Annotated in this window: 23 protein-coding genes and 1 tRNA gene; 13 read left to right on the top strand and 11 right to left on the bottom strand. The window is 65.2% G+C overall.

Going from position 1 to position 25420, the window contains the following annotated elements; all coding sequences use genetic code 11:
• Positions 1–59 precede the first annotated feature (59 nt).
• Positions 60–1478, bottom strand: a complete 1419-nt coding sequence (gene ffh, locus Q2K57_RS06085; protein WP_112053962.1) for a signal recognition particle protein — start codon at positions 1476–1478, stop codon at positions 60–62.
• A 209-nt stretch (positions 1479–1687) separates the two neighbouring features.
• On the opposite strand from ffh, the gene Q2K57_RS06090 reads away from it, so the two are divergent.
• Positions 1688–2482 carry an inner membrane protein YpjD gene (locus Q2K57_RS06090; protein WP_112053963.1) on the top strand — a complete coding sequence of 265 codons (795 nt, stop codon included), beginning with the start codon at positions 1688–1690 and terminating at the stop codon, positions 2480–2482.
• 91 nt (positions 2483–2573) lie between these two features.
• Positions 2574–3857 (top strand): HlyC/CorC family transporter, encoded by a 1284-nt coding sequence (locus tag Q2K57_RS06095; protein WP_112053964.1) that lies wholly within the window; start codon positions 2574–2576, stop codon positions 3855–3857.
• Between the two features lie 261 nt (positions 3858–4118).
• On the opposite strand, the gene Q2K57_RS06100 is transcribed toward Q2K57_RS06095, so the two are convergent.
• Both Q2K57_RS06100 and Q2K57_RS06105 read right to left on the bottom strand, forming a co-directional pair.
• Positions 4119–6086 carry an MFS transporter gene (locus tag Q2K57_RS06100; protein WP_304526361.1) on the bottom strand — a complete coding sequence of 656 codons (1968 nt, stop codon included), beginning with the start codon at positions 6084–6086 and terminating at the stop codon, positions 4119–4121.
• Complete coding sequence (locus Q2K57_RS06105) at positions 6083–6697, bottom strand: TetR/AcrR family transcriptional regulator (protein ID WP_112056456.1); 615 nt, start codon at positions 6695–6697, stop codon at positions 6083–6085. The genes Q2K57_RS06100 and Q2K57_RS06105 overlap by 4 nt, the downstream gene beginning before the upstream one ends.
• A 221-nt stretch (positions 6698–6918) precedes the next feature.
• On the opposite strand from Q2K57_RS06105, the gene Q2K57_RS06110 reads away from it, so the two are divergent.
• Entirely contained in the window at positions 6919–7605 is a 687-nt protein-coding gene (locus Q2K57_RS06110) for an SOS response-associated peptidase (RefSeq protein WP_112056458.1), read from the top strand.
• Entirely contained in the window at positions 7605–10505 is a 2901-nt protein-coding gene (locus Q2K57_RS06115) for an insulinase family protein (RefSeq protein ID WP_304526362.1), read from the top strand. The genes Q2K57_RS06110 and Q2K57_RS06115 overlap by 1 nt, the downstream gene beginning before the upstream one ends.
• Before the next feature lie 211 nt (positions 10506–10716).
• Here the strand turns inward: Q2K57_RS06115 and sbcB are convergent, their stop codons facing one another.
• From sbcB to minC, 4 genes are all read right to left on the bottom strand, one after another.
• Positions 10717–12210, bottom strand: a complete 1494-nt coding sequence (sbcB, locus tag Q2K57_RS06120; RefSeq protein WP_112056460.1) for an exodeoxyribonuclease I — start codon at positions 12208–12210, stop codon at positions 10717–10719.
• A 125-nt stretch (positions 12211–12335) separates the two neighbouring features.
• Positions 12336–12587: a cell division topological specificity factor MinE gene (minE, locus tag Q2K57_RS06125; RefSeq protein WP_112056462.1), complete on the bottom strand. Its 252-nt coding sequence runs from the start codon at positions 12585–12587 to the stop codon at positions 12336–12338.
• Positions 12584–13402 carry a septum site-determining protein MinD gene (gene minD, locus Q2K57_RS06130; RefSeq protein WP_112056464.1) on the bottom strand — a complete coding sequence of 273 codons (819 nt, stop codon included), beginning with the start codon at positions 13400–13402 and terminating at the stop codon, positions 12584–12586. Before minD ends, minE begins: the two co-directional genes overlap by 4 nt.
• 43 nt (positions 13403–13445) lie before the next feature.
• Entirely contained in the window at positions 13446–14189 is a 744-nt protein-coding gene (minC, locus tag Q2K57_RS06135) for a septum site-determining protein MinC (protein ID WP_112056466.1), read from the bottom strand.
• Positions 14190–14467: 278 nt separating this feature from the next.
• Between minC and Q2K57_RS06140 the strand changes: the two genes are divergently transcribed.
• Complete coding sequence (locus Q2K57_RS06140; protein ID WP_304526363.1) at positions 14468–17248, top strand: DUF349 domain-containing protein; 2781 nt, start codon at positions 14468–14470, stop codon at positions 17246–17248.
• Between the two features lie 140 nt (positions 17249–17388).
• Here the strand turns inward: Q2K57_RS06140 and phbB are convergent, their stop codons facing one another.
• On the bottom strand, positions 17389–18135 hold the full coding sequence (phbB, locus tag Q2K57_RS06145) for an acetoacetyl-CoA reductase (RefSeq protein ID WP_112056468.1): 747 nt from the start codon (positions 18133–18135) through the stop codon (positions 17389–17391).
• A gap of 187 nt (positions 18136–18322) precedes the next feature.
• On the opposite strand from phbB, the gene Q2K57_RS06150 reads away from it, so the two are divergent.
• Positions 18323–18399, top strand: a tRNA-Met gene (locus Q2K57_RS06150).
• 222 nt (positions 18400–18621) lie between these two features.
• On the opposite strand, the gene Q2K57_RS06155 is transcribed toward Q2K57_RS06150, so the two are convergent.
• Positions 18622–19392, bottom strand: a complete 771-nt coding sequence (locus Q2K57_RS06155) for a DUF3750 domain-containing protein (RefSeq protein WP_304526364.1) — start codon at positions 19390–19392, stop codon at positions 18622–18624.
• Between the two features lie 131 nt (positions 19393–19523).
• Between Q2K57_RS06155 and Q2K57_RS06160 the strand changes: the two genes are divergently transcribed.
• Positions 19524–20450, top strand: coding sequence for a tetratricopeptide repeat protein (locus Q2K57_RS06160; RefSeq protein ID WP_112056472.1), 927 nt, complete (start codon positions 19524–19526; stop codon positions 20448–20450).
• On the opposite strand, the gene Q2K57_RS06165 is transcribed toward Q2K57_RS06160, so the two are convergent.
• Positions 20444–21601, bottom strand: coding sequence for a MalY/PatB family protein (locus tag Q2K57_RS06165; protein ID WP_304526365.1), 1158 nt, complete (start codon positions 21599–21601; stop codon positions 20444–20446). The two genes, Q2K57_RS06160 and Q2K57_RS06165, sit on opposite strands and share 7 nt — an antisense overlap.
• Before the next feature lie 43 nt (positions 21602–21644).
• Between Q2K57_RS06165 and Q2K57_RS06170 the strand changes: the two genes are divergently transcribed.
• The 6 genes from Q2K57_RS06170 (at position 21645) to Q2K57_RS06195 (ending at position 24681) form a co-directional block, all read left to right on the top strand.
• A complete protein-coding gene (locus tag Q2K57_RS06170; protein WP_304526366.1) occupies positions 21645–22070 on the top strand; it encodes a hypothetical protein in 426 nt (141 codons plus the stop codon).
• A gap of 98 nt (positions 22071–22168) precedes the next feature.
• A complete protein-coding gene (locus Q2K57_RS06175) occupies positions 22169–22579 on the top strand; it encodes a thioesterase family protein (RefSeq protein WP_112056478.1) in 411 nt (136 codons plus the stop codon).
• A complete protein-coding gene (gene ybaK / locus Q2K57_RS06180; protein WP_304526367.1) occupies positions 22576–23046 on the top strand; it encodes a Cys-tRNA(Pro) deacylase in 471 nt (156 codons plus the stop codon). The genes Q2K57_RS06175 and ybaK overlap by 4 nt, the downstream gene beginning before the upstream one ends.
• 191 nt (positions 23047–23237) lie before the next feature.
• Positions 23238–23567 carry a hypothetical protein gene (locus Q2K57_RS06185; protein ID WP_112056480.1) on the top strand — a complete coding sequence of 110 codons (330 nt, stop codon included), beginning with the start codon at positions 23238–23240 and terminating at the stop codon, positions 23565–23567.
• Positions 23536–24057: a DUF501 domain-containing protein gene (locus Q2K57_RS06190; RefSeq protein WP_304526368.1), complete on the top strand. Its 522-nt coding sequence runs from the start codon at positions 23536–23538 to the stop codon at positions 24055–24057. The genes Q2K57_RS06185 and Q2K57_RS06190 overlap by 32 nt, the downstream gene beginning before the upstream one ends.
• A 72-nt stretch (positions 24058–24129) precedes the next feature.
• Positions 24130–24681 (top strand): TIGR00730 family Rossman fold protein, encoded by a 552-nt coding sequence (locus Q2K57_RS06195; protein ID WP_112056481.1) that lies wholly within the window; start codon positions 24130–24132, stop codon positions 24679–24681.
• A 227-nt stretch (positions 24682–24908) separates the two neighbouring features.
• On the opposite strand, the gene Q2K57_RS06200 is transcribed toward Q2K57_RS06195, so the two are convergent.
• Entirely contained in the window at positions 24909–25418 is a 510-nt protein-coding gene (locus tag Q2K57_RS06200; protein ID WP_112056482.1) for a hypothetical protein, read from the bottom strand.
• Positions 25419–25420: the final 2 nt, after the last annotated feature.

The following is a 25420-nucleotide window of genomic DNA, read 5'->3' on the forward strand; positions in this document are numbered from 1 at the left end:
GACGCGACATTCTACGGAAATCGATGCCTCTTGGGAACCTTTTGTGTGCCGAGCGGCAATCATCGCCGCGGCAGGCCGCCCGGGCCGCCCATACCACCGGGGCCACCCATGCCACCGGGACCGCCCGGGCCACCGCCGCCCATCATGCCCGACATGCCGCGCATCATCTTCTGCATGCCGCCTTTCTTGCCGACCTTCTTCATCATCTTCTGCATCTGCTTGTGCTGCTTCAGCAGACGGTTGAGGTCGGGCACCTGCAGGCCGGCACCGGCGGCGATGCGGCGCTTGCGAGAACCGTTGATGATCTCCGGACGACGGCGCTCCTTGGGCGTCATCGAGTTGATCAGCGACTCGAGCTTGCCGAACTCTTTCTCGGGGCCCGGGCCCTTGGCCATATCGGCCATCTGCCCCATGCCCGGCAGCTTGCCCATCAGGCCGCCCATGCCGCCCATCTTCTTGAGCTGCTGGAGCTGGTCGCGGAAATCCTCGAGGTCGAAGCCGTCGCCCTTCTTGACCTTCTTGGCGAGCTTTTCGGCCTTGCCCTTGTCGACGGTGCGCTCGGCTTCCTCGATCAGCGACAGCACGTCGCCCATGCCGAGGATGCGCGAGGCCACGCGGTCCGGATGGAAGGGCTCGAGGGCATCGACCTTCTCGCCCATGCCCATGAACTTGATCGGCTTGCCGGTGATATGGCGCACCGACAGGGCGGCACCGCCGCGGGCATCGCCATCGGCCTTGGTCAGGATCACGCCGGTCAGCGGCAGGGCCTCGTGGAAGGCCTTGGCGGTATTGGCGGCGTCCTGGCCGGTCATGGCATCGACGACGAACAGGGTTTCCTGCGGCGCACAGACACGGTGCAGGGCCTGGATCTCGTCCATCATGTCGGTGTCGACATGCAGTCGACCGGCGGTATCGACGATCACCACATCGTGGAACTGGATCTTGGCGTGCTTGAGGGCTGCCTCGGCAATCGCCACCGGCTTCTGATCGGAAGAAGACGGGAAGAAGTCGACCTCGACCTCACCGGCCAGCGTCTCGAGCTGGTCGATGGCCGCCGGGCGATAGACGTCGGCGGAGACCACCAGCACTTTCTTCTTTTCGCGCTCGCGCAGGTAACGGGCGAGCTTGGCCACCGAGGTGGTCTTGCCCGCGCCCTGCAGGCCGGCCATCAGAATCACCGAGGGCGAGCCCTTGAGGGACAGCCCCTCGGTGCCGTCGCCCATGATCGCCTCGAGCTCCTGCTGGACGATCTTGACGAACTGCTGGCCCGGCGAGAGGCTCTTCGAGACCTCCTGACCAACGGCGCGCTCGCGCACCTTGTCGATGAACGCCTTGACCACCGGCAGGGCCACGTCGGCCTCCAGCAGCGCACGGCGCACCTCGCGCAGGGTATCCTTGATATTATCTTCGGTCAGCTTGGCCTGACCGCTGATGGACTTCAGCGTCGTCGATAAACGCTCTGTCAAACTCTCGAACATGGGGCCCTCCGGCAGGGATGCCTGGCTTTGGGCGGCGATTATACGCCTTCCCGCCGCCAGTCTCCATGCGCCAGCCGCACGGACCGGGCATCACATGTGAGCAGCACGCGGGCGCCCGGCTGGGCGCGACCGGGGGGATTCGGTATAGTGACCCCTTCCTGAATTTCCACTCGCGAGACGCCGCTGTCGACGGCGATGGACAGCAACCGATGCAGGCGCTTCCCTTTGCCCTTCTGGCCATAGCCTTCTACCTGGGCGCTGCCTCCTGGCAGGCGCTGACGCTCTTGCGCCGTGTCCCCCAGCGCCCGAAGCTGGTACGCGGCCTCGGCACCCTGGCGCTGGCTTTCCACGGCCTGGTGATTGCCGTGGTGATCCGCGAGACCGGCGGCCTGTGGCTTGGCCTGTCACCGAGCCTGGTGATGGTCAGCGCGCTGGTCACGGCGCTCTTGATGCTGGTCAGCCTGGCCAAGCCGGTACTCAATGCCGCCGTCGGCGTATTCCCTGTCGCGGCGATGACCCTGGTGACTGCCGTGGCCTGGCCGGGCGGCGAGCACCAGGGGCATATCACGCCGGGCATCGCCCTGCATGTCATCAGCTCGGCCCTTGCCTTTGCGCTGCTGGCAATCGCGGCCGTGCAGTCCATGCTGCTGGCTTGGCAGAACCAGGCCCTGCGCCATCACCACATCAGCGGCGTCGTTCAGACTCTGCCGCCGCTCACGACCATGGAGCGGGTGCTGTTCGAGCTGATCTGGGCCGGCATGATCCTGCTGACCCTGGCTATCGCCAGCGGCTTCCTGTTCGTCGACAACCTGTTTGCTCAGCACCTGGTTCACAAGACCGTACTGTCGCTGGCCGCCTGGGTGATCTTCGCCGCCCTACTCATCGGCCATCACTGGCTGGGCTGGCGCGGGCTAAAGGCGGTACGCTGGACCCTGGGTGGCGGCGTCTTGCTGCTGCTGGCCTACTTCGGCACCAAGTTCGCGGTCGAGGTAATCTTCTCTTGAAACCGACCGCCCGGGGCGTCTTCCGTGCCTTGACAGTCTCCGGGGGAATCCCTACAAACAAGCCTGACCTGTCTTCGAGGACCTTCTCATCTTGAGTGACGATTTCCCGCTGGGACTACTGTTCGGCCTGCTGTTTCTGCTCGTCTGCCTGTCGGCGTTCTTCTCGAGCTCCGAGACCGGCATGATGTCGATCAACCGCTACCGCGTCAGCCACCAGGCCAACAGCGGTGATCGTCCTGCCAAGCGCGTGTTGCGCCTTCTGGCCAGGCCCGACCGGCTGATCGGCGTGATCCTGATCGGCAACAACCTGGTCAACAACCTGGCGGCGGCGCTGGCCACGGTGCTGGCCATCCACTACTTCGGCGAAGTCACCGGCCCGGCCATTGCACCGCTGATCCTGACCATCGTGATTCTGATCTTCGCCGAGGTCGGTCCCAAGACCTATGCGGCGATCAAGCCCGAGCGCATCGCCTACCCGGCATCCGTGGCGCTCGAGCCACTGCTCAAGGTGCTCTATCCGCTGGTGTGGCTGGTAAACACCATCTCCAACGGCCTGCTGCGCCTGATCGGCGTCAAGAGCCTGACCGGCAACGGCGACCACTTGACCCGGGATGAGCTGCGCACCGTGGTGCACGAAGCCGGCACCATGATCCCGCGTCGCCACCAGGCGATGCTGCTGTCGATCCTCGATCTCGAGAACGTCACCGTGAACGACATCATGGTGCCGCGTCATGAGGTGGTGGGCATCGATCTCGAAGATGAACTCGAGAGCATCCTGGCGCAGATCCGCACGAGCCAGCACACCCGAGTACCGGTCTTCAAGGGCGACATCAACAACATCATCGGCATGCTGCACCTGCGCAACGCGGCGCGCTTCCTGTCCAAGGACGAGGTCACCAAGGCCGCCATCGTGCAGGAAGCGCGGGAGCCCTACTTCATCCCCGAGTCGACGCCGCTGCACACGCAACTGCTCAACTTCCAGCAGCAGAAGCGGCGCACCGGCATCGTGGTCGACGAGTACGGCGACGTGGAAGGCCTGGTCACGCTGGAGGACATCCTCGAGGAGATCGTCGGCGAGTTCACCACCGACATGGCGGGCATGCATCAGGAAATGCACCTGCAGGATGACGGCAGCTACGTGATCGAGGGCACCGCCAATATCCGCGAACTCAACAAGTCACTGGGCTGGCAGTTGCCCACCGACGGCCCCAAGACCCTCAACGGCCTGATCCTTGAGCACCTCGAGTCCTTCCCCGAAGGCCCCACCTGCCTGCAGGTCAGCAACGTGCGCATGGAAATCATCGAGGTGAGGGACAAGGTCATCACCTCGGCGCGCTGCTGGCAGCATGTGCGCCGCGCCGCCCGCCAGGAATGACACCCACGGCCCTGTTCGGCACTGAGGGGCGGGGCTTAAGCCCTCGGGCCTAACACCCCGACCAGGTGCCGCTGATCCCGGATGCCTGCGCGTCATCTCAGACGTGATCGGCGCAAGATGTCATCTACTCTAGAAGTCACCTAAGCAAGACGTCACCTAAGCAAAGAGCCGCGTTGTCAGACAACGCGGCTCTTTGCTTTATGTCATCCGAAGGGCAAGGTGTCATGCGAAGGGCTACGGAAAGCCCCATCAGGCAAGGCATCATTCGGCCGCGTTGCCGCGAGAGGGAGCTTTTCTGCCGGGCGTGATCCAGGCGTCGGCCTCTTGCTTCAGCGCCTTCACGCGGGCCGCGAGCTCCCCGCGACGAGCCTCGGCAGCGGGCACCGGCTCACCGAACACCAGTGCCACCCGCGCCTGAAACCGTCGCGGCAACCGTGTCAGTGCCGGGCCATCGCGGTTCGAGGTCCAGGAGCCCCACAGCCCGGCGAGCCCCGCCGGCACCACCGGTACTGGGTTGCGAGCGAGAATCAGGTCGAGGCCGCGGCGGAAAGACTGCATCTCGCCATCCCGGGTCAGCCGGCCCTCGGGAAAAACCATTACCACCTCGCCGTGGCGCAGCGCCTGGCTGACCTGATCGAGGGTCCGCCGCAGGCCGCCCGGGTCACTGCGCTCGGAGTCCACTGGAATCGCCCCCACGAGCCGGAATAGCCAGTTCAGCCAGGGTGATTCGTAGATCGGCCGATCCATTAGGAAGCGCAGCGGCCGCGGGCAGGCACCGCCGATCACCAGCGCGTCCATGAAGCTGACGTGATTGCAGACCACCAGGGCCGCGCCACTCGCCGGCACATGGTGGCGACCGCGAAGGCGCAGCCGGTAGATCAGCGCGACCAGCACGAACACCAGCAGGCGCAGCACCGGCCGCGGACGACGCACGACCATTGCCACCCCGACCGCCAGCGCGATGCCTCCAAGGCTTGCCACGAAGCTCTGCAGGTCGAGCCCCAGGACTGACAGCATCAGCCAGCCGTAGCCTGCGGCCACCACCATCAGCAGCGCATTGCAGATATTGTTGGCGGCAATGATCCGCCCTCGCTGTGCTTCGTGGCTACCCAGTTGCAGTAGCGTATAGAGCGGCACGATGTAGATACCGCCACCGAGGCCGACCAGCATTAATCCCCCCAGCATGCGCCAGACCCTGGGGTCATCGAACAGCACCGTCAGCGGCTGCCCCATGGTCGTCGCGCTGTCCACACCGGCCAGCAGCAGGCTGGCGGCACCGAGTATCAGCGCCCCCAGCGGCACCAGGCCAAGCTCCAAACGCCCGCCCGAAAGCTTGGCACAGGCCAGGGCTCCAGCACCGAAGCCGCAGGCGATCGCCACCAGCAGTACGCTCAGCATCGCCTCGGCGCCGCCCGCCACCACTCGAGCCCAGGCCGGCAGCTGTGTCAGAAAGCTTGCGCCCAAGAACCAGAAAACGCTGATAGCGAGAATCGCCGACCACAGCACCGGCGAATGTACGCCGCCGCGCAGTACCTCGATCAGGCTGGAAAGGGGGCGAAAGCGCAATCGCCCCCGCTCGGCTGAGCGCAGGGAGGCATCCGTGGCGGAGCCCTCGGTTGAAGGCTCCGCAGTGTCAACTGGTGGCAGCGCCAGGCTAGCGCCCCACCCCACCAGGGCGACACCCACCAGGGTGGCCATGATCGCCGGGCGCGACAGAGGGTCGGGAAGCGCCGCAAACACCCCGGCCAGCAGCGCACCGGCAAGAATCGCGGCGAAGGTGCCGACGTGAACCCAGGCATTGCCGCGTCCGAGCTCATAGGACGGCAGGTGCTGGGGCAGGATGGCGAACTTGACGGCTCCGAACAGCGCCGACTGCACGCCCATCAGCACCAGCAGCACAAACAGCGCCACCAGGTTCTGGTACCAGACGGCCAGCGCCGCAAGCACCATCAGCACGCATTCGACGAACTTCAACAGGCGCACCAGCCGCCGCTTGTCAAAGCGGTCGGCCAGCTCCCCGCCCCAGGCGGAAAACAGCAGAAAAGGCAGAATAAACAGCCCCGCCGCCAGATTGATGGCCAGCCCTAAGTCCCAGCCAAGGCGCGGCACGGCGACAAAGGTCAGCATCAGCAGCAGGGTGTTGCGGAAGAGGTTATCGTTGAAGGCACCCAGCGCCTGCACCCAGAAGAAGGGCGCGAAGCGACGCTGGGTCAGCAGGCCACGGCTCACACGCTGCCCGGAAGATGCCGCAGTCCGTTCAGCAGGGTCGCAAGCAGCTGGTCGATCAGCTCACCGACCTCCAGCGGCTGCCCCTGCCAGTAGCCCAGCCGCTCGTTGAGGCCAAGCTGCACCAGGCCGTGGACGCTGCCCCACAAGGTACGCGCCAGGCGACGGGATTCCAGGTCATCGATCGCCGGCTGGAACTCCTTTAGGGTGGCTTCAACCCGCACGAACAGCGCCTCGATCATGTCGTTCTGACGCTGATCGAGTTCACCCTCCTGTGCCAGCGGGTAATCGAACAGCAGCTGCCAGCGAAAAGGCGCCGCCTTGGCGAAATGCCAGTAGGCCGTGGCCAGGCCGGTTAGCCGTGCCTGGGGACCGCCGTCATCAAGTCCCTCGATGGCACCGCGCAGATGAGCCAGGGTCTCGATATTGACGTGCTGCAGGAGGTTGTTGAAGCTGCCGTAGAGCTTCAGCAGGGTGCTGGGAGCACAGCCGACCTCGCGGGCCAGCGCTCGCAGCGACAGCGTATGTACGGGGTGCTCTTTGAGCCAGGCATCGCAAGCTGCCATGACCTGAGCATGCAACGCCTCGGGCGCGTGCTGTCTGGGACGTGCCATTGCATCCTCGCAGGTACGCTGAACGGCTAGGGGGTCTAAAGCGACAGTGTCGCATATCTCGAACAGCGTTTTATATCAGCATACCGCCCCATCATACAAACACAACCTCGACAGTGGGACGGCCTGCATGCTTTGCAGCGCCCGGGCTCTTGGGTACCCTGAGCCACCGCGCGCCCCGCGTTGACGTGCCAAATACGCGCCAAGAAGACACTGGAGAGCCCATGGCCGGTCGCCTGCATATTGCGCCACTTGACCTGCCCCGACTGCTGCCCGAGCTCACGACCGACGAGCCGCTGCTAACCGGCGCCAACCTGGCGCCCCGCCAGGGGCTGTCGATGATCCGCCTCGATGCCGGCCGGCCGCACCTGCGCCGGGCCTTCTGGGGGCTGACCCCGCCGTGGCTCAAGGTGCTCGACCACGCCCCCCATTGCGCCCGCGCGGAAAGCCTCGATGAGCGCAAGATGTTTGCCGAAGCCTTCGCCGCCCGTCGCTGCCTGGTCCCGGTCAGCGGCGTCTATGTGTGGCGCGCCATGCCACGCGGCAAACAGCCCTACCTGGTGACCCGCGTCGATCGCGGCCCCCTGCTGCTGGCCGGCCTGTGGGCGCGCTATCACACCACCCTGAGCGCCTTTCACGACTCAATGGCACTGATCACCGTGGCGGCGCCGCCACTATTAGCGCCGCTCAGCGACCGCCTGCCGGCGGTGATCGATGCCGACCGGGCAACGGCCTGGCTCGACCCGGCCATCCCACTCGACGAGGCCCGCGCCATGCTGAATCCCGCATCCAGGGAACTGTTGGGCGCTTTTCCGGTATCAAGACGAGTGAATCACCCGCTGAACCAGGAATGGGCCTGTGGCCACCCTACCGGCCCCATGCTGCGATGGCAGCCCGCACAGGAGTCATGATGACCGCCACCACCCGCCTTGCCACACCTCGCCGCTACCGCGACAGGCTGGCACGCCTGGCCCTTGGCAGCGCCTTGCTGATGACCCTCATCGCACCGGCGCTGGCCAGTGCTTCGGCGACCCCCGACATGTCGCCCCAGGCCTCACAAGAAGCGCTGTCTAAGGCTGACGCCACCACGCTGAAAACCAGCCCCAACGACAGCCGCGACTATCGCCTGCTGACCCTCGATAACGGCCTGACCGTTCTGCTGGTCAGCGACAGTGAGGCCGACAAGGCCGCCGCCTCGATGAACATCGACGTAGGCAGCTCAAACGACCCCGAGGATCTCGCTGGCCTTGCCCATTTCCTCGAGCACATGCTGTTCCTGGGCACCGACGCCTACCCGGCCGCCGACGCCTACCAGTCGTTCATCAATCAGCATGGCGGCAATCACAACGCTTTCACGGCAAGTCAGGATACCAACTACTTCTTCGACATCGAGCCCGACGCCCTGTCCGGCGCCCTGGGTCGTTTCAGCCAGTTCTTCATCGCGCCCCGCTTCAACGCCGACAAACTGGAGAGCGAGCGCAACGTGGTGCATTCTGAATATCAGGCGCGGCTGCGTGATGACGGACGCCGCGAGAATGATGCACTCGACCAGGTGCTCAACCCCGACAACCCGACCACCGGTTTCTCGGTGGGCAGCCGCGCCACCCTGACCCTGCCCGAAGACGCCGAGACGCCGCTTAGGCAGCGAGTCATCGAGTTCTTCAAGGCCCACTACGGCGCCGGCGTCATGCACCTGGCGCTGGTGGCACCCCAGCCGCTGGATGATCTGGAGGCCTTGGTCCGCGAGCGCTTCGCGGCGATTCCCAACCGCGGTCTTAGCCGCGCCAAGGTCGACGCACCTCTGGTGCGCCCCGATAGCCTGCCGCTGTCCCTCGAGGTCGCTTCGCTGCGGGACGAGCGCCAGCTGCGCTTCTACTTCCCGGTACCCGACCCCGAGCCCTTCTATGCCACCAAGCCCGCCTCTTACATTGCCAACCTGCTTGGCCATGAGGGACAGGGCAGCCTGCTCGAGCAGTTGCGCGAAGCAGGGCTCGCCGACGGCCTGTCGGCAGGCGTCGGCCGCGGCGATGGAACGCATGCCCTGTTTACCGTCGGCATCAGCCTGACGCCCGAGGGTGCCCGACAGATACCGCGGATTCAGGAAAGCCTGTTCGCCGCCATCGACAGGATTCGTCAGCAAGGGCTCGACCCCTGGCGCTATCAGGAACAGGCCCGTCTTGCCGAGCAGGAATTCCGCTTCCAGCAGCACGGTGACCCTCAGCATGACGCCACGCGTCTGGCCATGAACCTGGCGCACTACCCGAGCCGTGACGCCCAGTTCGCTCCCTATCGCATGGACGGCTTCGACGAGGCCCGCATCAAGGACTACCTGGCGGCCCTGACACCGGACAATCTGCTGAGGGTCTACCGCGCCCCCGATGTCGAGGGCACGGCCACCTCGCCCTGGTTCGATGCCCCCTATCGCATCGATCAGGCCCCGGACTGGGCGAGTGCCTCGCCCATCGGCGAACTGTCACTGCCCGAACCCAATCCCTATATCGCCAAGGACCTGAGCCTGGGCGACGTTGAGAACGCAGCGCCCAAGCGCCTGCTAAAGACTCAGGGCGCCGAGGTCTGGCACCAGGCCAACGTCGACTTCGACACCCCCAAGGTGGAGTGGCGTTTTAGCCTGCAGCACCCGGCGGCGGCTGCCAATGCCCGCGATGCGGCTCTGACCCGGCTGCTCGCCGGCTGGCTCAACGACAGCCTCAACGAGACGCTCTACCCGGCAAGGCTGGCCGGCCATCAGTTCAATGCCTATGCCCATGCCCGCGGCATGACCCTGGCCTTCTCCGGCTGGCGCGATCGCCAGCCCCGCCTGATTGAGCGAGTGCTCACTCAACTGACGCAGGGCGAGATCACCGAAGACAGCGTCGAGAGAGTGCGTCACCAGCTCGAACGCGAGTGGCGCAATGCCCCCGAGGCAGCGCTCTATCAGCAAGCCAACCGCGCCCTCGGCGAGGCGCTGCTGCGCCCGCAATGGCCCGCGGCAACCCTGCTCGACGCCATTGACGACCTGGACGCCGAGGCGCTGCGCGACTATCGCGACAGCTACCTCGGTGCGCTGCATCTCGAGGCCATGGCGGTGGGCGACCTGTCGGCCGAGACCGCGCGAGCCACCGGCGAATCGGTCATCACCATCCTGGCACCGACGCTGGATGCCAAGGCCGTGCCTGACCTCGAACCGCTGGATATCTCCAGTGCCCTGCCCAACCTGCATCCCCACAGCACCCGTCAGGACTCTCTGGTGCTGCGCTATCTGCAGGGCCAGAACCGCACCCTGGACGAACAGGCACGCCTGGCGGTGCTCGGCCAGCTAATCTCCACGCCCTTCTACACCCGGCTGCGCACCGAGCAACAGCTCGGCTACATCGTCAGCGCCAGCTACATGCCGCTGCTCGAAGCGCCGGGCATGAGCCTGCTGGTGCAGTCACCGGATACCGACAGCGAGATGATCGGCCAGCGCATCACGGCTTTCCTCGACGAGTTCGACCAGACCCTCGCCGATCTCGACGATGCCACCCTGGCCCCCTACCGGCAGGCCGTGCATGACAGCCTGCTGGAGCGCGACACCTCGCTGGGTGCGCTCGCCAATCGGCAATGGCAGGCGCTGGCACGCGACGATATCGGCTTTGACCAGCGCGAGCGCCTCGCAGAAAGGGTATCGGCGATCACGCCGGCCGCATTGCGTGAGGCCTGGGCCGAACTGCGCAAGGCGCCGGCCGCCAACATCACCTTCGATCCCGGCGACAGCCCCAGCGACCTGCTGGCACTGACGGCCGACCTGAGGCCGCTACCCGACGCCAACTGACCTCACGCTCCACGCTGTCCGCGGCGCCGTTTCTCAGCGCCGCGGCAAGCGTCCGACTGACACCAGATGCCGACAGGACGATGCCTAACACGACGACGCCCGGACCTTTTCATGGATCCGGGCGTCGTCATTTTGATGCGGCGCTGTGGTGCGTCGTCGTTACCGTTGCGCAATAGCGGAGGCTTGGGCGGCGGTAAGGCTTTTTAGCGGCTCAGGCGCCGAAGGCCTGAGCCGGCATGATCGCTTCGACATGCATCACCAGTTCCTCGAGGACCTGGCGCTCGCCGTCCTCAAGGCTGACCTGATTCAGGCGCTCGATTTCCCGGGCGAAGCTCTGCAGGGTCAGGCCGCCCAGGCTCGCATCGTTCATGCGCGACCAGCGATAGGCATCCCACTGGGTCTGTTCTTCGCCTTCCAGGGTGTCGGGATAGCTGCGTGCCCGGAAGCGGAACAGCATTTCCTCGAGGCGCGGATCCTGAAAGGCGAAGCTGGCGCCGACCAGATCCCAGGGGTCCGAGTCCCGCACCCGCTGCATCTGTTGGCGATCCGCCGGCGAGAAGAAACCGCCGGAGTAGAGCATCAGGTCCGGGTCCTGCGGGCCCTCGGGGGGCGGCTCGGCGAACACACCGGCAGCGCGGCTGGCTGCTTCGGGAGCGGCTGAAAGCTGCTTCCAGTGCTCGCGACAGGTCGGCAGATCGAGCCCCAGGCGTTCAACGATAGCGCCGTACTCGCCGCGGCGCTCGCCGCTTGTGTCCTTCAGATAGCTCACCGGCATCAGCACCGGACTCTTGTTGAGGTGAATCACCTTGAGCGGAATGCGGGTCTCCCCCTCGGCGAGATCATCGGCACCGACGAACACCCGGGCGCGTATTTCCTCCACCGACAGCTCGAACAACGGCGTCGGGTCCATCGCCAGGTCGTAGACGATCACCCCGTTGGGGTTGCTGGGATGCTCGGCCAGCGGCATCACCAGGGCGCTGCAGGCGCGGCTCGCCGGGTAACGGCGCGAGATGTGCAGCAGCGGCTTGCGCGAGGCGATGTCCAGGCGCTTGGCGACCTCGCGCTTGCTGCGCAGCGCCAGCAGGTAGTCGAAGAGCCCCGGATTACAGGACTTGAGCAGTCGTGCCAGAGCGATGGTAGCGCGAACGTCGGCCAGGGCGTCGTGGGCGCCGGCATGCTCGATGCCGTTGGCGGCGGTCAGGTGCTCGAGCTTGAAGCTCGGTGCACCATCCTCGCGCTTGGGCCACTCGATGCCCTCGGGGCGCAGGGCATGGAAGGCACGCACCACGTCGATCAAATCCCAGCGCGAATTGCCGTTCTGCCACTCCCGGGCATAGGGATCCAGGAAATTGCGATAGAAGAGATGGCGGCTGACCTCATCATCGAAGCGCAGGCTGTTGTAGCCCAGGGCACAGGTGCCGGGCTCGCTCATGGCGTCGTTGATGATGCCGGCAAATTCGGCCTCGGGAACGCCACGGCGCTGGGCCTTCTGCGGCGTGATCCCGGTGATCAGGCAAGCCTGTGGGTGCGGCAGGTAATCGTCGGCGGGCTTGCAGTAGACCTCGATCGGCGCGCCGATCTCGTTGAAGTCGGCATCGGTACGGATCGCGGCGAACTGCGAGGGCCGATCCCGGCGTGGGTCGGCCCCGAAGGTTTCGTAGTCGTGCCACAGGAAGGTCCGCGGAGCGGCGGGGGACGGCGCCATGACAGGCTCTCCAGGCAGTCTAAATGACGCCCAGCCTAGCACAGTCCCCCGCGCGGCTCAGCCACGTCATTCTGCCAAGCGATTCAGACAAGTCATTCGGCCGACACGTCATTCAGCCAAGCGACTCAGTTTCGCGGCAGGGTCACGTTGAGCTCGAGCACCGAGCAATCCTCGTCGCGATCGAGGCTGATGTTGATGGCATCCTGCTCGACCTTCACGTAGCGGCGGATCACCTCCAGCAGCTCGCGCTCCAGCATCGGCATATAGTCCGGCTGGTCGCGCTGACCTCGCTGATGGGCGACGATAATCTGCAGCCGCTCCTTGGCGACCGACGCGGTCTTCTTGCGCTCACCTCTCAAGAAATCCAGCAGTTTCACCGACGACCTCCCCCGAACACGCGGCTCAGCAGCCCTTTCTTCTGGTACTCGTGGAAACGCAGCGGCACTGTCTCACCGAGCAACCGCGAAACGGTGTCGGTGTAGGCCTGGCCGGCATCGCTCTTCTGGTCGTGGGTGACCGGAATGCCCTGGTTGGACGCCCGCAGCACTGCCTCGGACTCGGGGATCAGACCGATCAGATCGATGGCCAGGATCTCGCAGATGTCGTCGAGGTTGAGCATGTCACCGCCGTCGACCCGGGACGGGTTGTAGCGGGTGATCAGCAGGTGCTCCTTGACCGGGTCGCGATTCTGCTCGGCGCGACGGGTCTTGGAGGACAGCAGGCCGAGAATGCGGTCGGAGTCACGCACCGAGGACACCTCGGGGTTGGTCACCACCACCGCTTCGTCGGCGAAGTACATCGCCAGCTGGGCACCGCGCTCGATGCCGGCCGGCGAGTCGCAAATGATGAAGTCGAAGTCCTGAGTCAGGGCATCGAGGATCTTCTCGACGCCTTCGCTGGTCAGGGCATCCTTGTCGCGGGTCTGGGAGGCCGGAAGGATGTGCAGGTTTTCGACGCGCTTATCGCGAATCATCGCCTGATTGAGTCCGGCGTCGCCCTGAATGACGTTGACTAGGTCATACACCACGCGGCGTTCGCAGCCCATGATCAGGTCAAGGTTGCGCAGGCCCACGTCGAAGTCGATCACCACTGTTTTATTACCGCGCAGCGCCAGCCCAGTAGCGATGGCGGCCGCACTGGTCGTCTTGCCAACCCCACCCTTGCCGGAGGTCACTACAATGATCTTGGCCAAGATAAGCTTCCTGTTGCTAATGAGATAACGGAGCGTCGGACCCTCAGGTCAACGCGACGATCGCCAGCTGATCCTCGCGCAAGCTGACCTGAACGGTGCTGCTCAGCAAGCGCGGGTCGATATCTTCCAATCGCTTGTAGTTGCCGGCCACCGACAGCAGCTCGGCGTGCAGTTCGCGACAGAAGATGGCGGCGTCATGATCGCCGTGGATGCCGGCCAGCGCCCGGCCCCGCAAGGCGCCGTAAACATGAATATTGCCTGCCGCCAGCACCTCGGCACCGGCATTGACCGCACCGATCACCACCAGATCCCCTTCCTGGGCACTTAACTGCTGGCCGGAACGGACGGTTCCGCGATAGATGCGTCCCGCCGGGGTCGACTCGGTGCGCGCGGCGTCCTGTGCCGAAGCGGCATCGTCCGCCTCGCTTTCATTGGCCACGCTCTCGAGCGCGCGCGGGCGCACCTCTTGGGGCGGGAACCAGCCAAGGCCTAGCGCCCAGGCGGACTGCTTGACCGGATCAGTCCCCCCGCGCACCGCAACCGGCAGCAGCTTGTTGGCACGGCAGACCGCGCAGATGCGCTCTAGCGACAGATGCGGCTCATCGAGCCTCTCGACGCTGAGCACCACAGGCGTGTGCTGGAAGAAGGCCGGAGACTGGCTGAGTTTGCTTTCTAGCTGGTCACGGATGCGCTCGGGATCAGCGCTGGTCAACTCCATGACCGTCATGGGCAACATGCCACCCTTAAAGGTAAATGCCATGCTGGCCCTATCCATCTTGAGGCTCATTGCCGGACTCCGCAGGGGGTGATGAAGGTTAAAGCTAAGCGAGGGATAGCGACCCTGCAACTGATCATAAGACCAAGAGGCCAAGCTGTCAGTGATTGTCTTGCCCGAGTTGTGCCTGACGAGCCTTTATTTACGCCTGGAAAGCAGTCCATTCAGCCGCCTGAGGAGCGATGCCTCCAAGACGGCGGGACTTTTCCGTCCCTTCGTCACATGCTTAGATGGAGAGTCACCGCCATGGCGCGGCACAGGTCGCGCCTATACAGGAACGCAACATCATCATGTCAGGAAAGACACTCACAGGATGGCTTCATCGTCTGCTGGCGCCCCGCTGGCAGCACCCCGATGCCGAAAAACGTCGCGAAGCCGCCGAGCGACTCGATGCCGCTCGCCCAGAGGAACATCGTCGGCTAGAGACGCTGGCGCGGGATCAGGACGCCCGAGTCCGTCAGGCAGCCCTGTCACAGATCGGCGACCCGGAAACGCTGCTGACGATGATGGATGATGCCGCCTCGCCGGAATTGACGACACGGCTGGTCGCCTTACTGGTTGGCCGTGAGCCCGGCGTCAGCCTGGACCGCCGTCTGGCACTGGTCGAGCGCCTCGATCAACCGCGCCTGTTGAGTGACATCACGCTGCAGGGCGATAACCAGCAGCTGCGGCTGACGGCGCTGGCGCGGATAGACGATGAAGAAACGCTGATCCAGCAGGCCTGCGAGAACGGCATCGCCACCGTGCGCCGTGCTGCAGCCGAGCGCATCGAGAGCGAGGAGGGGCTGCGCGAGCTGTCTCGCCGCGCCCGGCGCGACAAGCAAATTCATCGGCTGGCCCGCGAAGCCCTTGGCCGGCGTCGCGCCAATGCGACTCAGGCCGCCGCCGCCCACGAGAAACGCGAGCGGCTGCTCAGCGCCCTGGAGGCACATGTCACTCACGCCTGGGAGCCCCTTTACGCCGGCCGATACCGACACCTGAAACGCGAGTGGGAAGCCCTCAAGGACCTGCCCAGCGCCGAGCAGGAGCGTCGCTATCAGGATGCCTCCCTGGCATGCCGCAAGGTGATCAGCGACCACGAGGCTCATCAGCAGGCCGCCGAAAGCGTTCATCAGCAGCGCGAAAGCGACGACGAGACCCGCCTTGGCCTGATCGAAGCGCTGGAAGAAAGCCTCGCCGGGCTTCGCCAGAACGACCGTCTTACCGGTCAGGACATGGCCAGCCTGCGCGCCCAGCGGCGCCTGCTGGACCAGCGCTGGGAAGAACTCTCCGACCGCCATCCGCCGCAACGTGAGCTTCGCGAGCGCCACAGCCAGGCCCTGGCCGACTATCATCACCTGGATGTCGCCTGGGCGAGGCTCGAGCAACATGCCGATACCCTGGAACGCGCGGTCACCGATCATGATCGCGACCGTCTATTGGCGCTGCTCGAAACCATCGACTGGCCGGACGACCTGCCATCCTTGGACGCTATCGAGCGTGCCCGCGTCCAGCTCAATCACCCCTCGTCATCACAGGCAACGGCGAGCCGCGAGGAGATCGAGCGCGGCCTTTCGACCCTCGATGAAAAGCTCAAGCGCGGCGCCTTCAAGGCCGCCAGCCGCCTGCATCAGCAACTGCGACAGCAGCTGGAGGCCCGACCGGCAGACGATCGCCTGGCGCTCGAGGGCACCCTCAAGCGCCAGGGCGCTCAGCTAGCCGAACTGCGTGACTGGCGTGGCTTCGTTGCCGCTCCCAAGCGTGATCAGCTATGTCAGGCCATCGAGGCCCTGGCCGACGATGGCACTCTGGCCGCCGACGTGCTGGACCGCCGCCACCGCCGACTGATCAAGGAATGGAAAGCACTGGGTGACGCCGCCGCCACCCGCGAGCTATCCCAGCGCTTTCGCCAAGCCTCCGAGCGCATCCATACGCGCCTGGCGCCCTGGCGAGACCAGCAGCAAGCCCAACGTGTCCAGAACCTCGAGATGCGCCAAGCACTGTGCGGCCAGCTTGCGGCCCTGCTGGACGCCCCCGACCCTGAGGCCGACCCGGACGCACTGCGCGAGATTCGCGACAAGGCCCGCGAGCAGTGGCGACGCTGCACGCCGGTACCTCGCCAGCAGGCGCAAGCCGTCGGCCAGCGTTTCGCCACGCTCAGCCACGACCTTCAGACGCTGATCGACCGCCGAGCCCAGCAGATCGCTACCGCCAAGCGCGAGCTGATCGCCGAGGCCCGTCGCCTCAGCGAGTCGTCCCAGCCAGCGACCCAGCGCGCCCAGGACGCGAAGGGCCTGCAGCGACGCTGGCGTGCCCTGGGGCGTGCGCCCAAGGGCGAGGAACAGGCCCTGTGGCGGGAATTCCGTAATCTGTGCGACGAGATCTTCGCCAGCCGCGAGGCCGAATACGATGACCAGGCCTCCCGCGCGAAGGCGCGCCTGGACGCCATGCAGGCCATGATCGATCGCTTCGATGCCTGGCAGCCGTCCTCGAGCGCCGACGAGCCGGTACTCGAGCAGGCCATCGCCGAAGTCGATGCGCTCAAGCCGCTACCGCCCGGCCGGCGCACCGAGGGCATGCGCAAGCGCTGGACCGGTATCGTGCGCGCTCGCCGCGAACGGCTGGCACGGCTGGCAGTTAACGAGGAGATTCTCGCCTGGCAGTCCCTGCAGGCCCTGCTCAACGCTCATCTCGACGCTGACCGCAAGGCGCTGGACGGCCTGGCACCCAGCGATGTTCCCGCCGCCGAAGGCCTTAGCGGCGACATGCTGAAGGCGCACCAGGCACGCAATGCCGCCCGGCGCAGTCCTCCGCCTCCAGACACCGTCAAGGACACCCTGACCCGTCTGCGGGTGCACCTGGCGCTACTGGCCGGTAGCGGGCTCGCCCACCAGGACGAACCCCTGCGCCTGGCCATTCAGGTCGAGCGGCTCAACGAAGGCCTGGGCCAGGAGCCGACACGCGCCGAAGAGCTGCACAACGTCTTGTGCGCGCTGCTGGCCACCGGGCCGATGCCGGCAGAGCACTGGGAGCATGAAGCGCCGGAGCTCGATGCCCTGCTGCACCAGATGCTGCCCCTGCCACCTCCCTGATCCCCTGGCGGCCTGTTCAGCCGCGCCCTACGCCCGCGTTACCAACGAAGAGACCCGAAGCCAAGGCTTCGGGTCTCTTGTTGGCATGCCTTCTATCTTGCTTTCAGGCATACGAATCACAGCTCAGACGTTGATGACTATCAGCCCATGAACTGGCCACCGTTGATGTCCAGATTGGCGCCGGTGATGAAGCCGGATTCCTTGTCGGCCAGGAAGACCACCGCCCGGGCGATCTCTTCCGGGGTGCCATAGCGCTTGACCGGAATGCCCTCGCGAATCGCCTCGCGCACCTTCTCGGGAATCTTCATGATCATGTCGGTGGCGATGTAGCCAGGCGACAGGGTATTGACGGTAATGCCCTTGGTTGCGGTCTCCTGCGCCAGTGACATGGTCAGGCCATGCATGCCGGCCTTGGCGGCGGCATAGTTGACTTGGCCGAACTGGCCCTTGCGGCCATTGATCGAGGAGATGTTCACGATGCGGCCATAGCCATGTTCGAGCATGTCTTCGATAACGCCGCGACAGGTGTTGAAGACGCTGTTGAGGTTGGTGTCGATGACCTCGTGCCATTGATCCGGCGTCATCTTCTTCATGGTGCCGTCACGGGTGATGCCGGCGCAGTTGACCAGCACACTGACCGGCCCGTACTTGTCGCGGATCTCAGTCACCCCCGCGACACACTCTTCATAGTTGGTCAGGTCGACACCTGACAGTGCGATGTTGTCGAAGCCATCGGCCTGTTGAGCGGCGAGCCACTGCTTGGCCTTTTCGGGGTTATGGTAGCCGGCAACAACCTGATAGCCCTCCTTGGCAAGGGCACGACAGATTGCCGTTCCAATGCCACCGGTACCCCCAGTAACCCACGCGACGGGTGCTGCGTTAGCCATAATATATCTCCCTGATAGATGACTGTGTGCTACAACGTGCTTCGGTCAGTATGGATCATTACCGCGTCGACACCCCCGAGCATGGCAACCCACCCAGTCACTTTCAATTCATACAGATCACACTCCACCGTCTTCGATTCAACTCTTGACCCAGCGCAAATATCGTGTAGTATATGCCTCAAGTTGATGCGGGGTGGAGCAGTCTGGTAGCTCGTCGGGCTCATAACCCGAAGGTCATCGGTTCAAATCCGGTCCCCGCTACCAAATATAGAAAAAGCCGATACTCATTCGAGTGTCGGCTTTTTTGCGTCTGGTTGGCATCTCAACACCGCAGCGATACATCCGCCCATGAGCCCGACGGTCATCGGTTCGCTCCGGCTTCAACGTCGGCGGCCCTACCCAATATAGAAAAGCCGATACTCACCAGCGTATCGGCTTTTCTGTCTGGCTTGCACCTAAGAACCACAGCGAACTGTTTGCCCTGACTTAGCGAGGAACGCCGTCGCCTTGCACCGGTTCCGCGGCTCCCAGGCGGCCGATTCCGGGCAGTTTAAGAGCGGGCGGCCAGAGGTCGATGCCCAACGTCAGGCCCAGTAGATTCACTTCCAGCCCTTCATCCCGAGCCAGCAGAACACCCACCAGCCCTCCGAGTGCCAGCTGGTAGCCACTGCCACTGGGCGCATCGGCCAGCACGCCGTTGAACAGGTAATCTTTGCCCAAGGCATGGGCCGGCAATGTCACCTCGAGCCCAGGGACCTCGCGCACGATCCAGGCGATGAAGGTATTGCTGTTGGGGCCCGGCCAGGCGCGATAGCGGTCCGGGGCCGGGTAACGAGCCACTGCGGTCTCGATGCGGGGAATCAGCTTGGCCGCCGAAGCGCCGCGATAGTCGGCGAGCAGCCGGGGCGGGTTACCATACCAGGCACGATCCGGTGGCCCCCACTGGCTAACCACGGTGGGTCGCCGCCAGCTCAGCACCTGATGGCGGCGATAGCCCTCGGCACCGGCAGCCTTGGTGGCGATCCAGGTATGCACGGCGAAGGCCCCGCGCCAGCTGTAAGCCCTGGCTGCATAGACCTGAACCACCGCCTCCGGCGTCACGGCTGGCGCCGGCGCCAGCCCTGCGGGCCGACGATCGGCATCCGACCAGTGGGTGTCGAGATCGACCCGCTCACCGGCCAGCATCCACAGCGGCCCCGCCAGCAATAGTGCCACGCCAGCGAGCATCACCAGCAGCCCCTTCATCACCTGCGCCATCCTCGCTCCCACGCACTCCCCCTATACCAAAGTGCCACAGCATGGTCGCGCGCCTTGGGTCGGACACCTTGAATCTCCGGCTCACCACCCGCATCTAACGGGTAAATTCCCAAACACTCAAGGTAGCCTGCATGCCGATCGTCGACCCGCGCAGTGGCGCCCCCCTGAATCCTGAAGCAGAAGCCGGTGATGCGGCCGGTGCCGATTCCGCCGCCTACATCGTCGATCTCGACATGAGCAACTTCCAGCAGGTGGTGCTGGAAGGCTCGATGAACACACCGGTGGTACTGGACTGCTGGGCTCCCTGGTGCGAACCCTGCAAGAACCTGACCCCGGTTCTGGAAAAACTGGCCCGCGAGTACAACGGCGCCTTCGTCCTGGCCAAGCTCAACATCGAAGATCATCAGCAGATCGCCGCGCAGTTGGGCATCCGCTCGGTACCAGACGTCAAGCTGATCATGCAGGGCCAGCTCTACGATGAGTTCCAGGGCGCGCTGCCGGAAGGCCAGATCCGCGAGTGGCTCGGTAAGCACATCACGGCTGCCGCTGCCCCGGAGGCCTCGCCAGAGGAACAGGCAGAAGCGGCGCTCGCAGCCGGCGACCCGGCCACCGCCCGGGCGATCTACCAGCAGCTGGTGCAGGACAACCCCCAGCATCATGACTATCAGATCGACCTGGCTAGCGCCGTGCTGGCAGAGGGTCAGCCTGAGGACGCCAAGGCGATCCTCGACAACCTGCCGCCGGAGCACCGCGATGCGCCGCGAGCTCGGGGCGTTCGGGCACGGCTCGAGTTCGGCGAGGAAGCCCCGGACGCCGAAACGCTAGCCGCGCTTGGTGACCGCGACGACAGCGAGGCGCAGTTTCTGCGCGCCCTGCGCCAGGTCGCCGACGGCGACTATGAGCCCGGCCTCGACGCCCTGCTGACGCTGATGAAACGCGACCGGGCCTACGGCGACGATGCCGCCAGGAAGACGCTGCTGCGGGTCTTCGACGCCCTCGGCGCCGACCACCCACTGACGGTGACCTATCGCCGCAAGCTGTTCGCGCAGCTCTACTGAGCCAGCACCCGGTCGAGGCGGGTAAGCGCTTCGTCCAGTTGAGTGCGGGTGGTGCCAAAGTTGAGTCGCACGAAGCCCGGCCAGCCGAAGTCGGCACCGTCCGAGAGCGCCACCCGCGCTTTCTCCAACAGCACGCGCTGCGGCGACGCCCCCAGCCCGGCCTGTCGCAGGTCGAGCCAGGCGAGATAGGTGGATTGGGGCGCGCTCATCGATACCCCCGGCCAGCCGGCCACCGCCTCGGCCAGGCGCACCCGATGCCCGCGCAGGGTCTCGAGCAGCGCCTGACGCCAGGGCTCACCGTGACGATAGGCGGCCTCGGCGGCGACCAGCCCCATCAGGTTGACGTCCGGCAGCAGGCCACGCCCGGCGGCGATAAACTGTCGGCGCAGCCCGGCGTCCGGAATCACCGCGCAGGCAGCGGTCAGACCGGCCAGGTTGAAGGTCTTGGAAGGCGCCCAGAGGGTGATGATGCGCGCGGCCAGGGCCGGGAATAGCGCCGCCAGCGGCCGGTGGCGGGCGCTTTCATCCAGCAGCAGGTCGCAGTGCAGCTCATCGGAGACCACCAGCAGATCGTGGCGCTCGACCAGTTCGGTCAGGCCATTAAGCTCTTCGGTGTTCCAGGCCCGCCCAGTGGGGTTGTGCGGCTGACACCACAGCAGCAGCCGGGTTTCGGGGGTGATGGCCGCCTCCAGCGCCGCCAGGTCGAGCCGCCAGGGCTCTCCCGGTGCCGCGGGCTCGGCAAGAGCTGCGGTCTGCGCACGCCGTCCGGTGCGCTCGGCGACCTTGAGGAAAGGCGGGTAGATCGGCGTCACCGTGAGGATGCCGTCCCCCGGCTCGGTAAAGGCCAGGCTCGCCAGGTGCAGCGCCGGCACCACCCCCGGCAGCCAGTGCTGCCACTCAGGCTTGATCGGCCAGTCGTAGTGCTCACCGCTCCAGGCGCACAGCGCTTCGCGCAGGCCGTCAGGCACCACGCCGTAGCCGAACACCCCGTGGTTGACCCGCGCCTCAAGGGCCTCGATCACCGCTGGTGGCGAACGGAAGTCCATGTCGGCGACCCACAGTGGCGCCACGTCCTCGTCATAGCGCTGCCACTTCTGGGACGGCCAGTCGGGATGTCGCCGGGCCACCGGCGTGGCAAAATCAAACTGCATGCTGCCTCCTGTATCGTTCATCATCCTTGGGAATTCCTTGAACATGCCCGAAACCCCTTTCTATGCCAAGGCCATGCGCGGCGCCTCAAGCCTGGTGGGGCACTGGCTGCTGCTTGGCCAGGCCACGCCGGAGCGCCTGGCCATGATTCTTGCCGACACGGCCCGGGTCGCCAAGCTCGGCGAACCGGAAGAGACGCCGAATGGCGCCACCCTCGAAGCCTGGGGCAGCGGCACCCAGCCACCGCTGTGGGCGGCCCGTGCGGCGAGCTTCCTGCTCATGCAGATGCCGGCCAGGCCGGCCCCCCGCGACGAGATGGAAGCCTGCGCCTGGGCCTACTGCTGGCTGCGCAACCGCGACTTCGACAGCTTCGAGGACGCCGAAGCCGCGCTGCCCGACCACCTGCGTGAAGCGCTGGTCGAGGCGCTGCCCGCGGCCTGGGCGGATCGCATCAGCCAGCGGCTGATCTAGCCCGCACCGAGCCGTTCGCGACCATGGGTGACTTGCCCAAAGGTCGGCGCGGGGCAATGCTGAGTCTCTTCTTTCTTTCTGCTGCACCGGAGCATTTGATGTTCGTCACGACCCTCGACCCCGCCTTTCACGACACCGATGCCTTGGGGCACATCAATAACACCCGCCTGCCGGCCTGGTTCGAACAGGCGCGCACCGATCTGTTTCGGCTATTCACGCCGGATCTCGACCCGCGCAAGTGGCAGTTGATCCTGGCACGCCTGGACGTGGAGTTCCTGGCCGAGCTGCACTACGGCACCAGTGTTGAAGTGCGCACCTTCCTGACCCGGCTCGGCAACAGCTCCTTCACGGTGACACAGGAAGCCAGGCAGCACGGCCAGCTTTGCGCCCGCGGCAATACCGTGATGGTGCACTACGATCATGACGAGAAGCGCGCCAAGAAAATCGAGGGTGATCTACGCACGGCCCTCGAAGAGCACCTGCAGGCGCCCACCGAGGCCAAGGCATGACGCCAGCGGTTCGCGCCCTGGAGGCGGCAATCATCGACTTCCAGCTCACCGAGTACGCCCATGACCCTCGGGCCGAGGCCTTCGGCGAGGAGGCCGCGAAGGCACTGGGCCTGGCATCACAGACCGTTTTCAAGACGCTTCTGGCTAAGCTGGACGACGGACGCCTGGTAGTAGCGCTGGTGCCGGTGAGCGCACGGCTCGACCTCAAGGCACTGGCCCGTGCGGCCGGCGCGCGCAAGGCGACCCTCGCCGAGCCGGCGCTTGCCGAACGCACCACCGGCTATGTGATCGGCGGCATCAGTCCACTGGGCCAGAAAAAGCGGCTGCCGACCTTTCTCGACGACAGCGCCATGGCACTCTCGACGCTGCATGTCAGCGGCGGCCGCCGAGGCCTGGAGATCGGCCTCGCGCCGGACGACTTGGTCGCTCTGACCGGCGCTCGGCCAGTGACGCTTGCACGGACCTGAACCGGGACGCGAGCACGCGCCCTGGCAAGCAACGACGCTGACCGGCACCTGGGCGCCCTGGGCTATCCTGGTGTCAGCGGTTTAAGCCGCGAGCCGAACGCCAATGGCCGCGGTCCTAATAGCAACCCTCTTAGCCAGCATCCCCTTAGCAACAGACCCGCGCAGCAACCCCTGTCCAACCAGGAGGCGTCATGGCCATTCGCTATACCCTGTGGCTCGACCCGGACGACGTGGCTCGACACCGTGCCGTTGAAGCCGATCTCGAGCATTACTTCGTCGAGCGCTTCGCCGACTTCCCGCACATCCGCTTGTTCGGGCATGACCCTTACGATTATGATGCGCCGTTCAATCGCCTCTACGATGCACTCCTGGCACGGGCCAATGACTACTGCGAGCGCCATTGGCGCTACGTGCCCACTCCGGTGCAGCTCAACACGGCATTCTTCCGTGCCGTGGGGCGCTCGAACAAATTTCTGCGAGACCCCCAAGATGGTGATCCACACCGATCAGATCCCGAATGATCGCCAGCTGGCGATCATCACCGAACAGCTCGGCCGGCCGCCCCGCGGCACCATGGCGGTAGCCGCCACCGACGGCGAACACACGCCGCTGGTGTTGCGCATGGCGCCGATCGTGGAAGGCAAGCCCTTTCCCACGCTCTACTGGCTGAGCAGCGAACGGCTCAAGGTTGAGCTGTCTCGCCTCGAGGCCCGCGGCGTGATCAAGGAACTCGAGGCCCGCCTTCAGCAGGAACCCGACTTCCTGGCCGCCTACCACCACAGCCATGAGGACTACGTGGCCCGCCGCTGGCGCTTCATGGACGAAACCCAACGCGCCGAGGTCGAGCGCCTGGGCTATGCCAAGGTCCTCACGGAGCGCGGCATCGGCGGTATCAGCAACTGGGATCAGGTACGCTGCCTGCATACCCAATATGCCCATCACCTATGCGGTGACAACGTGATCGGCCAATGGCTGGACGCTGAATTTGGCGTCATCGACTGCCTGCCCTGAGCGGGCTACACGACCTAGCTGCAGGGCTAAGCGAAGACGCGCTAGGATAGTGGCCTGATCAAGGAGCATTGCATGTCGAACATCTGTGTTTATCTGGGCTCTCGGGAAGGGAGCGATCCTTGCTTTCGCGAGGCCACCGTGGCGCTGGGCCGTGAGATCGGCAAGCGCGGTCATCGCCTGGTCTATGGTGGTGCACGCGTGGGGCTGATGGGCGCCCTGGCCAATGCCGTGCTCGACGCCGGCGGAGAAGTGATCGGCGTAATGCCGGACCACTTGGTGGAGCGCGAACAGGCCCACCATAGCCTGACGCAGCTGATCCGCGTGGCCGACATGCATGAGCGCAAGGCCACCATGGCGGCCAGGGCCGATGCCTTCGTTGCCCTGCCCGGCGGCATCGGCACCCTCGAGGAGCTGTTCGAATCCTGGACCTGGCAATACCTGGGCCTGCATGACAAGCCGATTGCCGTGCTCGATACCCAGGATTTCTTTGCCCCGCTGCTGACCTTCCTCGACAGCCTGGTCAGCCAAGGCTTCCTCGACGGCCATACTCGGGACGCCCTAAGTTCGGCGCCGACACCGTCCACGTTGCTGGATAGCCTGGAACAGCAGCTGGTCTCCGCCTGAGCCGCAAATGCCAGCACGACTAAACGACGGCACTAAACGACGGCACTAAACGACGGCACTAAACGACGGCACTAAACGACGACCGCCCGGCACTTGGCCGGGCGGTCGTCGTTCAGTTCTATGAAACGTTCAGGACTATGAAAATTACCGTCGTACCGGCGAACTACATAGGCAACGTGCAAGGGTGACGTGCAGAGGTGGCGTGTAGAGAAGAGAGGCGAGAGAGACTAATCGCCACTCTCGGCCCGGGACAGCGCCAGGGTGCGCTCGTAGGTGAGCTGCAACAGCCGGGCATCTTCGCCGGCGCGGTGACGCTGAATGCCTCGCTCGGTGATCAATGCTTCCTTGGCGGTGCTCCACAGCTCCAACTGACGCTCATCGAGCAGACGGCGCAGGGCCTCGAGACGGAAGCGCGGCAGCATCCCGGCATGGTGGAACAGCAGGGACATCCAGGTGTTGTCGTAGCCCCAGCTATCGCTGTAGGCGATGCCAATCTCGGCCAGCTCGTCGTTGAGCCAGCGCGCCACCTCGATCACCGGATGCCCCTCGCGCTGAAGGCGTGCACGGGAGATGCCGTGCAGGAGCTCGGCCTTGGGGTCCCAATGGGTCCACTCATCCAGCGGCTGGATCAGGAAGGCGCAGGTCGAGCCATCGGCGCGTGCCAGTCCGATCTCGATCGGATAGCTGCCGCGCCCAAAACCGGACGCTTCGATATCCAACAGGGTAGGCAGCGTCACGA

Source organism: Halomonas sp. I5-271120 (assembly GCF_030553075.1).
In the GTDB taxonomy this organism is placed as follows: domain Bacteria; phylum Pseudomonadota; class Gammaproteobacteria; order Pseudomonadales; family Halomonadaceae; genus Onishia; species Onishia taeanensis_A.

Coding starts and splice junctions, on each gene's coding strand:
- Q2K57_RS06190 (WP_304526368.1), top strand. CDS start 23,536: ATGGTGATCCACACCGATCAGATCCCGAATGATCGCCAGCTGGCGATC.
- Q2K57_RS06165 (WP_304526365.1), bottom strand. CDS start 21,601: ATGCAGTTTGATTTTGCCACGCCGGTGGCCCGGCGACATCCCGACTGG.
- Q2K57_RS06110 (WP_112056458.1), top strand. CDS start 6,919: ATGGCCGGTCGCCTGCATATTGCGCCACTTGACCTGCCCCGACTGCTG.
- Q2K57_RS06105 (WP_112056456.1), bottom strand. CDS start 6,697: ATGGCACGTCCCAGACAGCACGCGCCCGAGGCGTTGCATGCTCAGGTC.
- minC (WP_112056466.1), bottom strand. CDS start 14,189: ATGAGCCTCAAGATGGATAGGGCCAGCATGGCATTTACCTTTAAGGGT.
- Q2K57_RS06195 (WP_112056481.1), top strand. CDS start 24,130: ATGTCGAACATCTGTGTTTATCTGGGCTCTCGGGAAGGGAGCGATCCT.
- Q2K57_RS06090 (WP_112053963.1), top strand. CDS start 1,688: ATGCAGGCGCTTCCCTTTGCCCTTCTGGCCATAGCCTTCTACCTGGGC.
- Q2K57_RS06170 (WP_304526366.1), top strand. CDS start 21,645: ATGCCCGAAACCCCTTTCTATGCCAAGGCCATGCGCGGCGCCTCAAGC.
- ybaK (WP_304526367.1), top strand. CDS start 22,576: ATGACGCCAGCGGTTCGCGCCCTGGAGGCGGCAATCATCGACTTCCAG.
- Q2K57_RS06140 (WP_304526363.1), top strand. CDS start 14,468: ATGTCAGGAAAGACACTCACAGGATGGCTTCATCGTCTGCTGGCGCCC.
- Q2K57_RS06185 (WP_112056480.1), top strand. CDS start 23,238: ATGGCCATTCGCTATACCCTGTGGCTCGACCCGGACGACGTGGCTCGA.
- ffh (WP_112053962.1), bottom strand. CDS start 1,478: ATGTTCGAGAGTTTGACAGAGCGTTTATCGACGACGCTGAAGTCCATC.
- phbB (WP_112056468.1), bottom strand. CDS start 18,135: ATGGCTAACGCAGCACCCGTCGCGTGGGTTACTGGGGGTACCGGTGGC.
- Q2K57_RS06155 (WP_304526364.1), bottom strand. CDS start 19,392: ATGGCGCAGGTGATGAAGGGGCTGCTGGTGATGCTCGCTGGCGTGGCA.
- Q2K57_RS06175 (WP_112056478.1), top strand. CDS start 22,169: ATGTTCGTCACGACCCTCGACCCCGCCTTTCACGACACCGATGCCTTG.
- Q2K57_RS06115 (WP_304526362.1), top strand. CDS start 7,605: ATGACCGCCACCACCCGCCTTGCCACACCTCGCCGCTACCGCGACAGG.
- Q2K57_RS06160 (WP_112056472.1), top strand. CDS start 19,524: ATGCCGATCGTCGACCCGCGCAGTGGCGCCCCCCTGAATCCTGAAGCA.
- sbcB (WP_112056460.1), bottom strand. CDS start 12,210: ATGGCGCCGTCCCCCGCCGCTCCGCGGACCTTCCTGTGGCACGACTAC.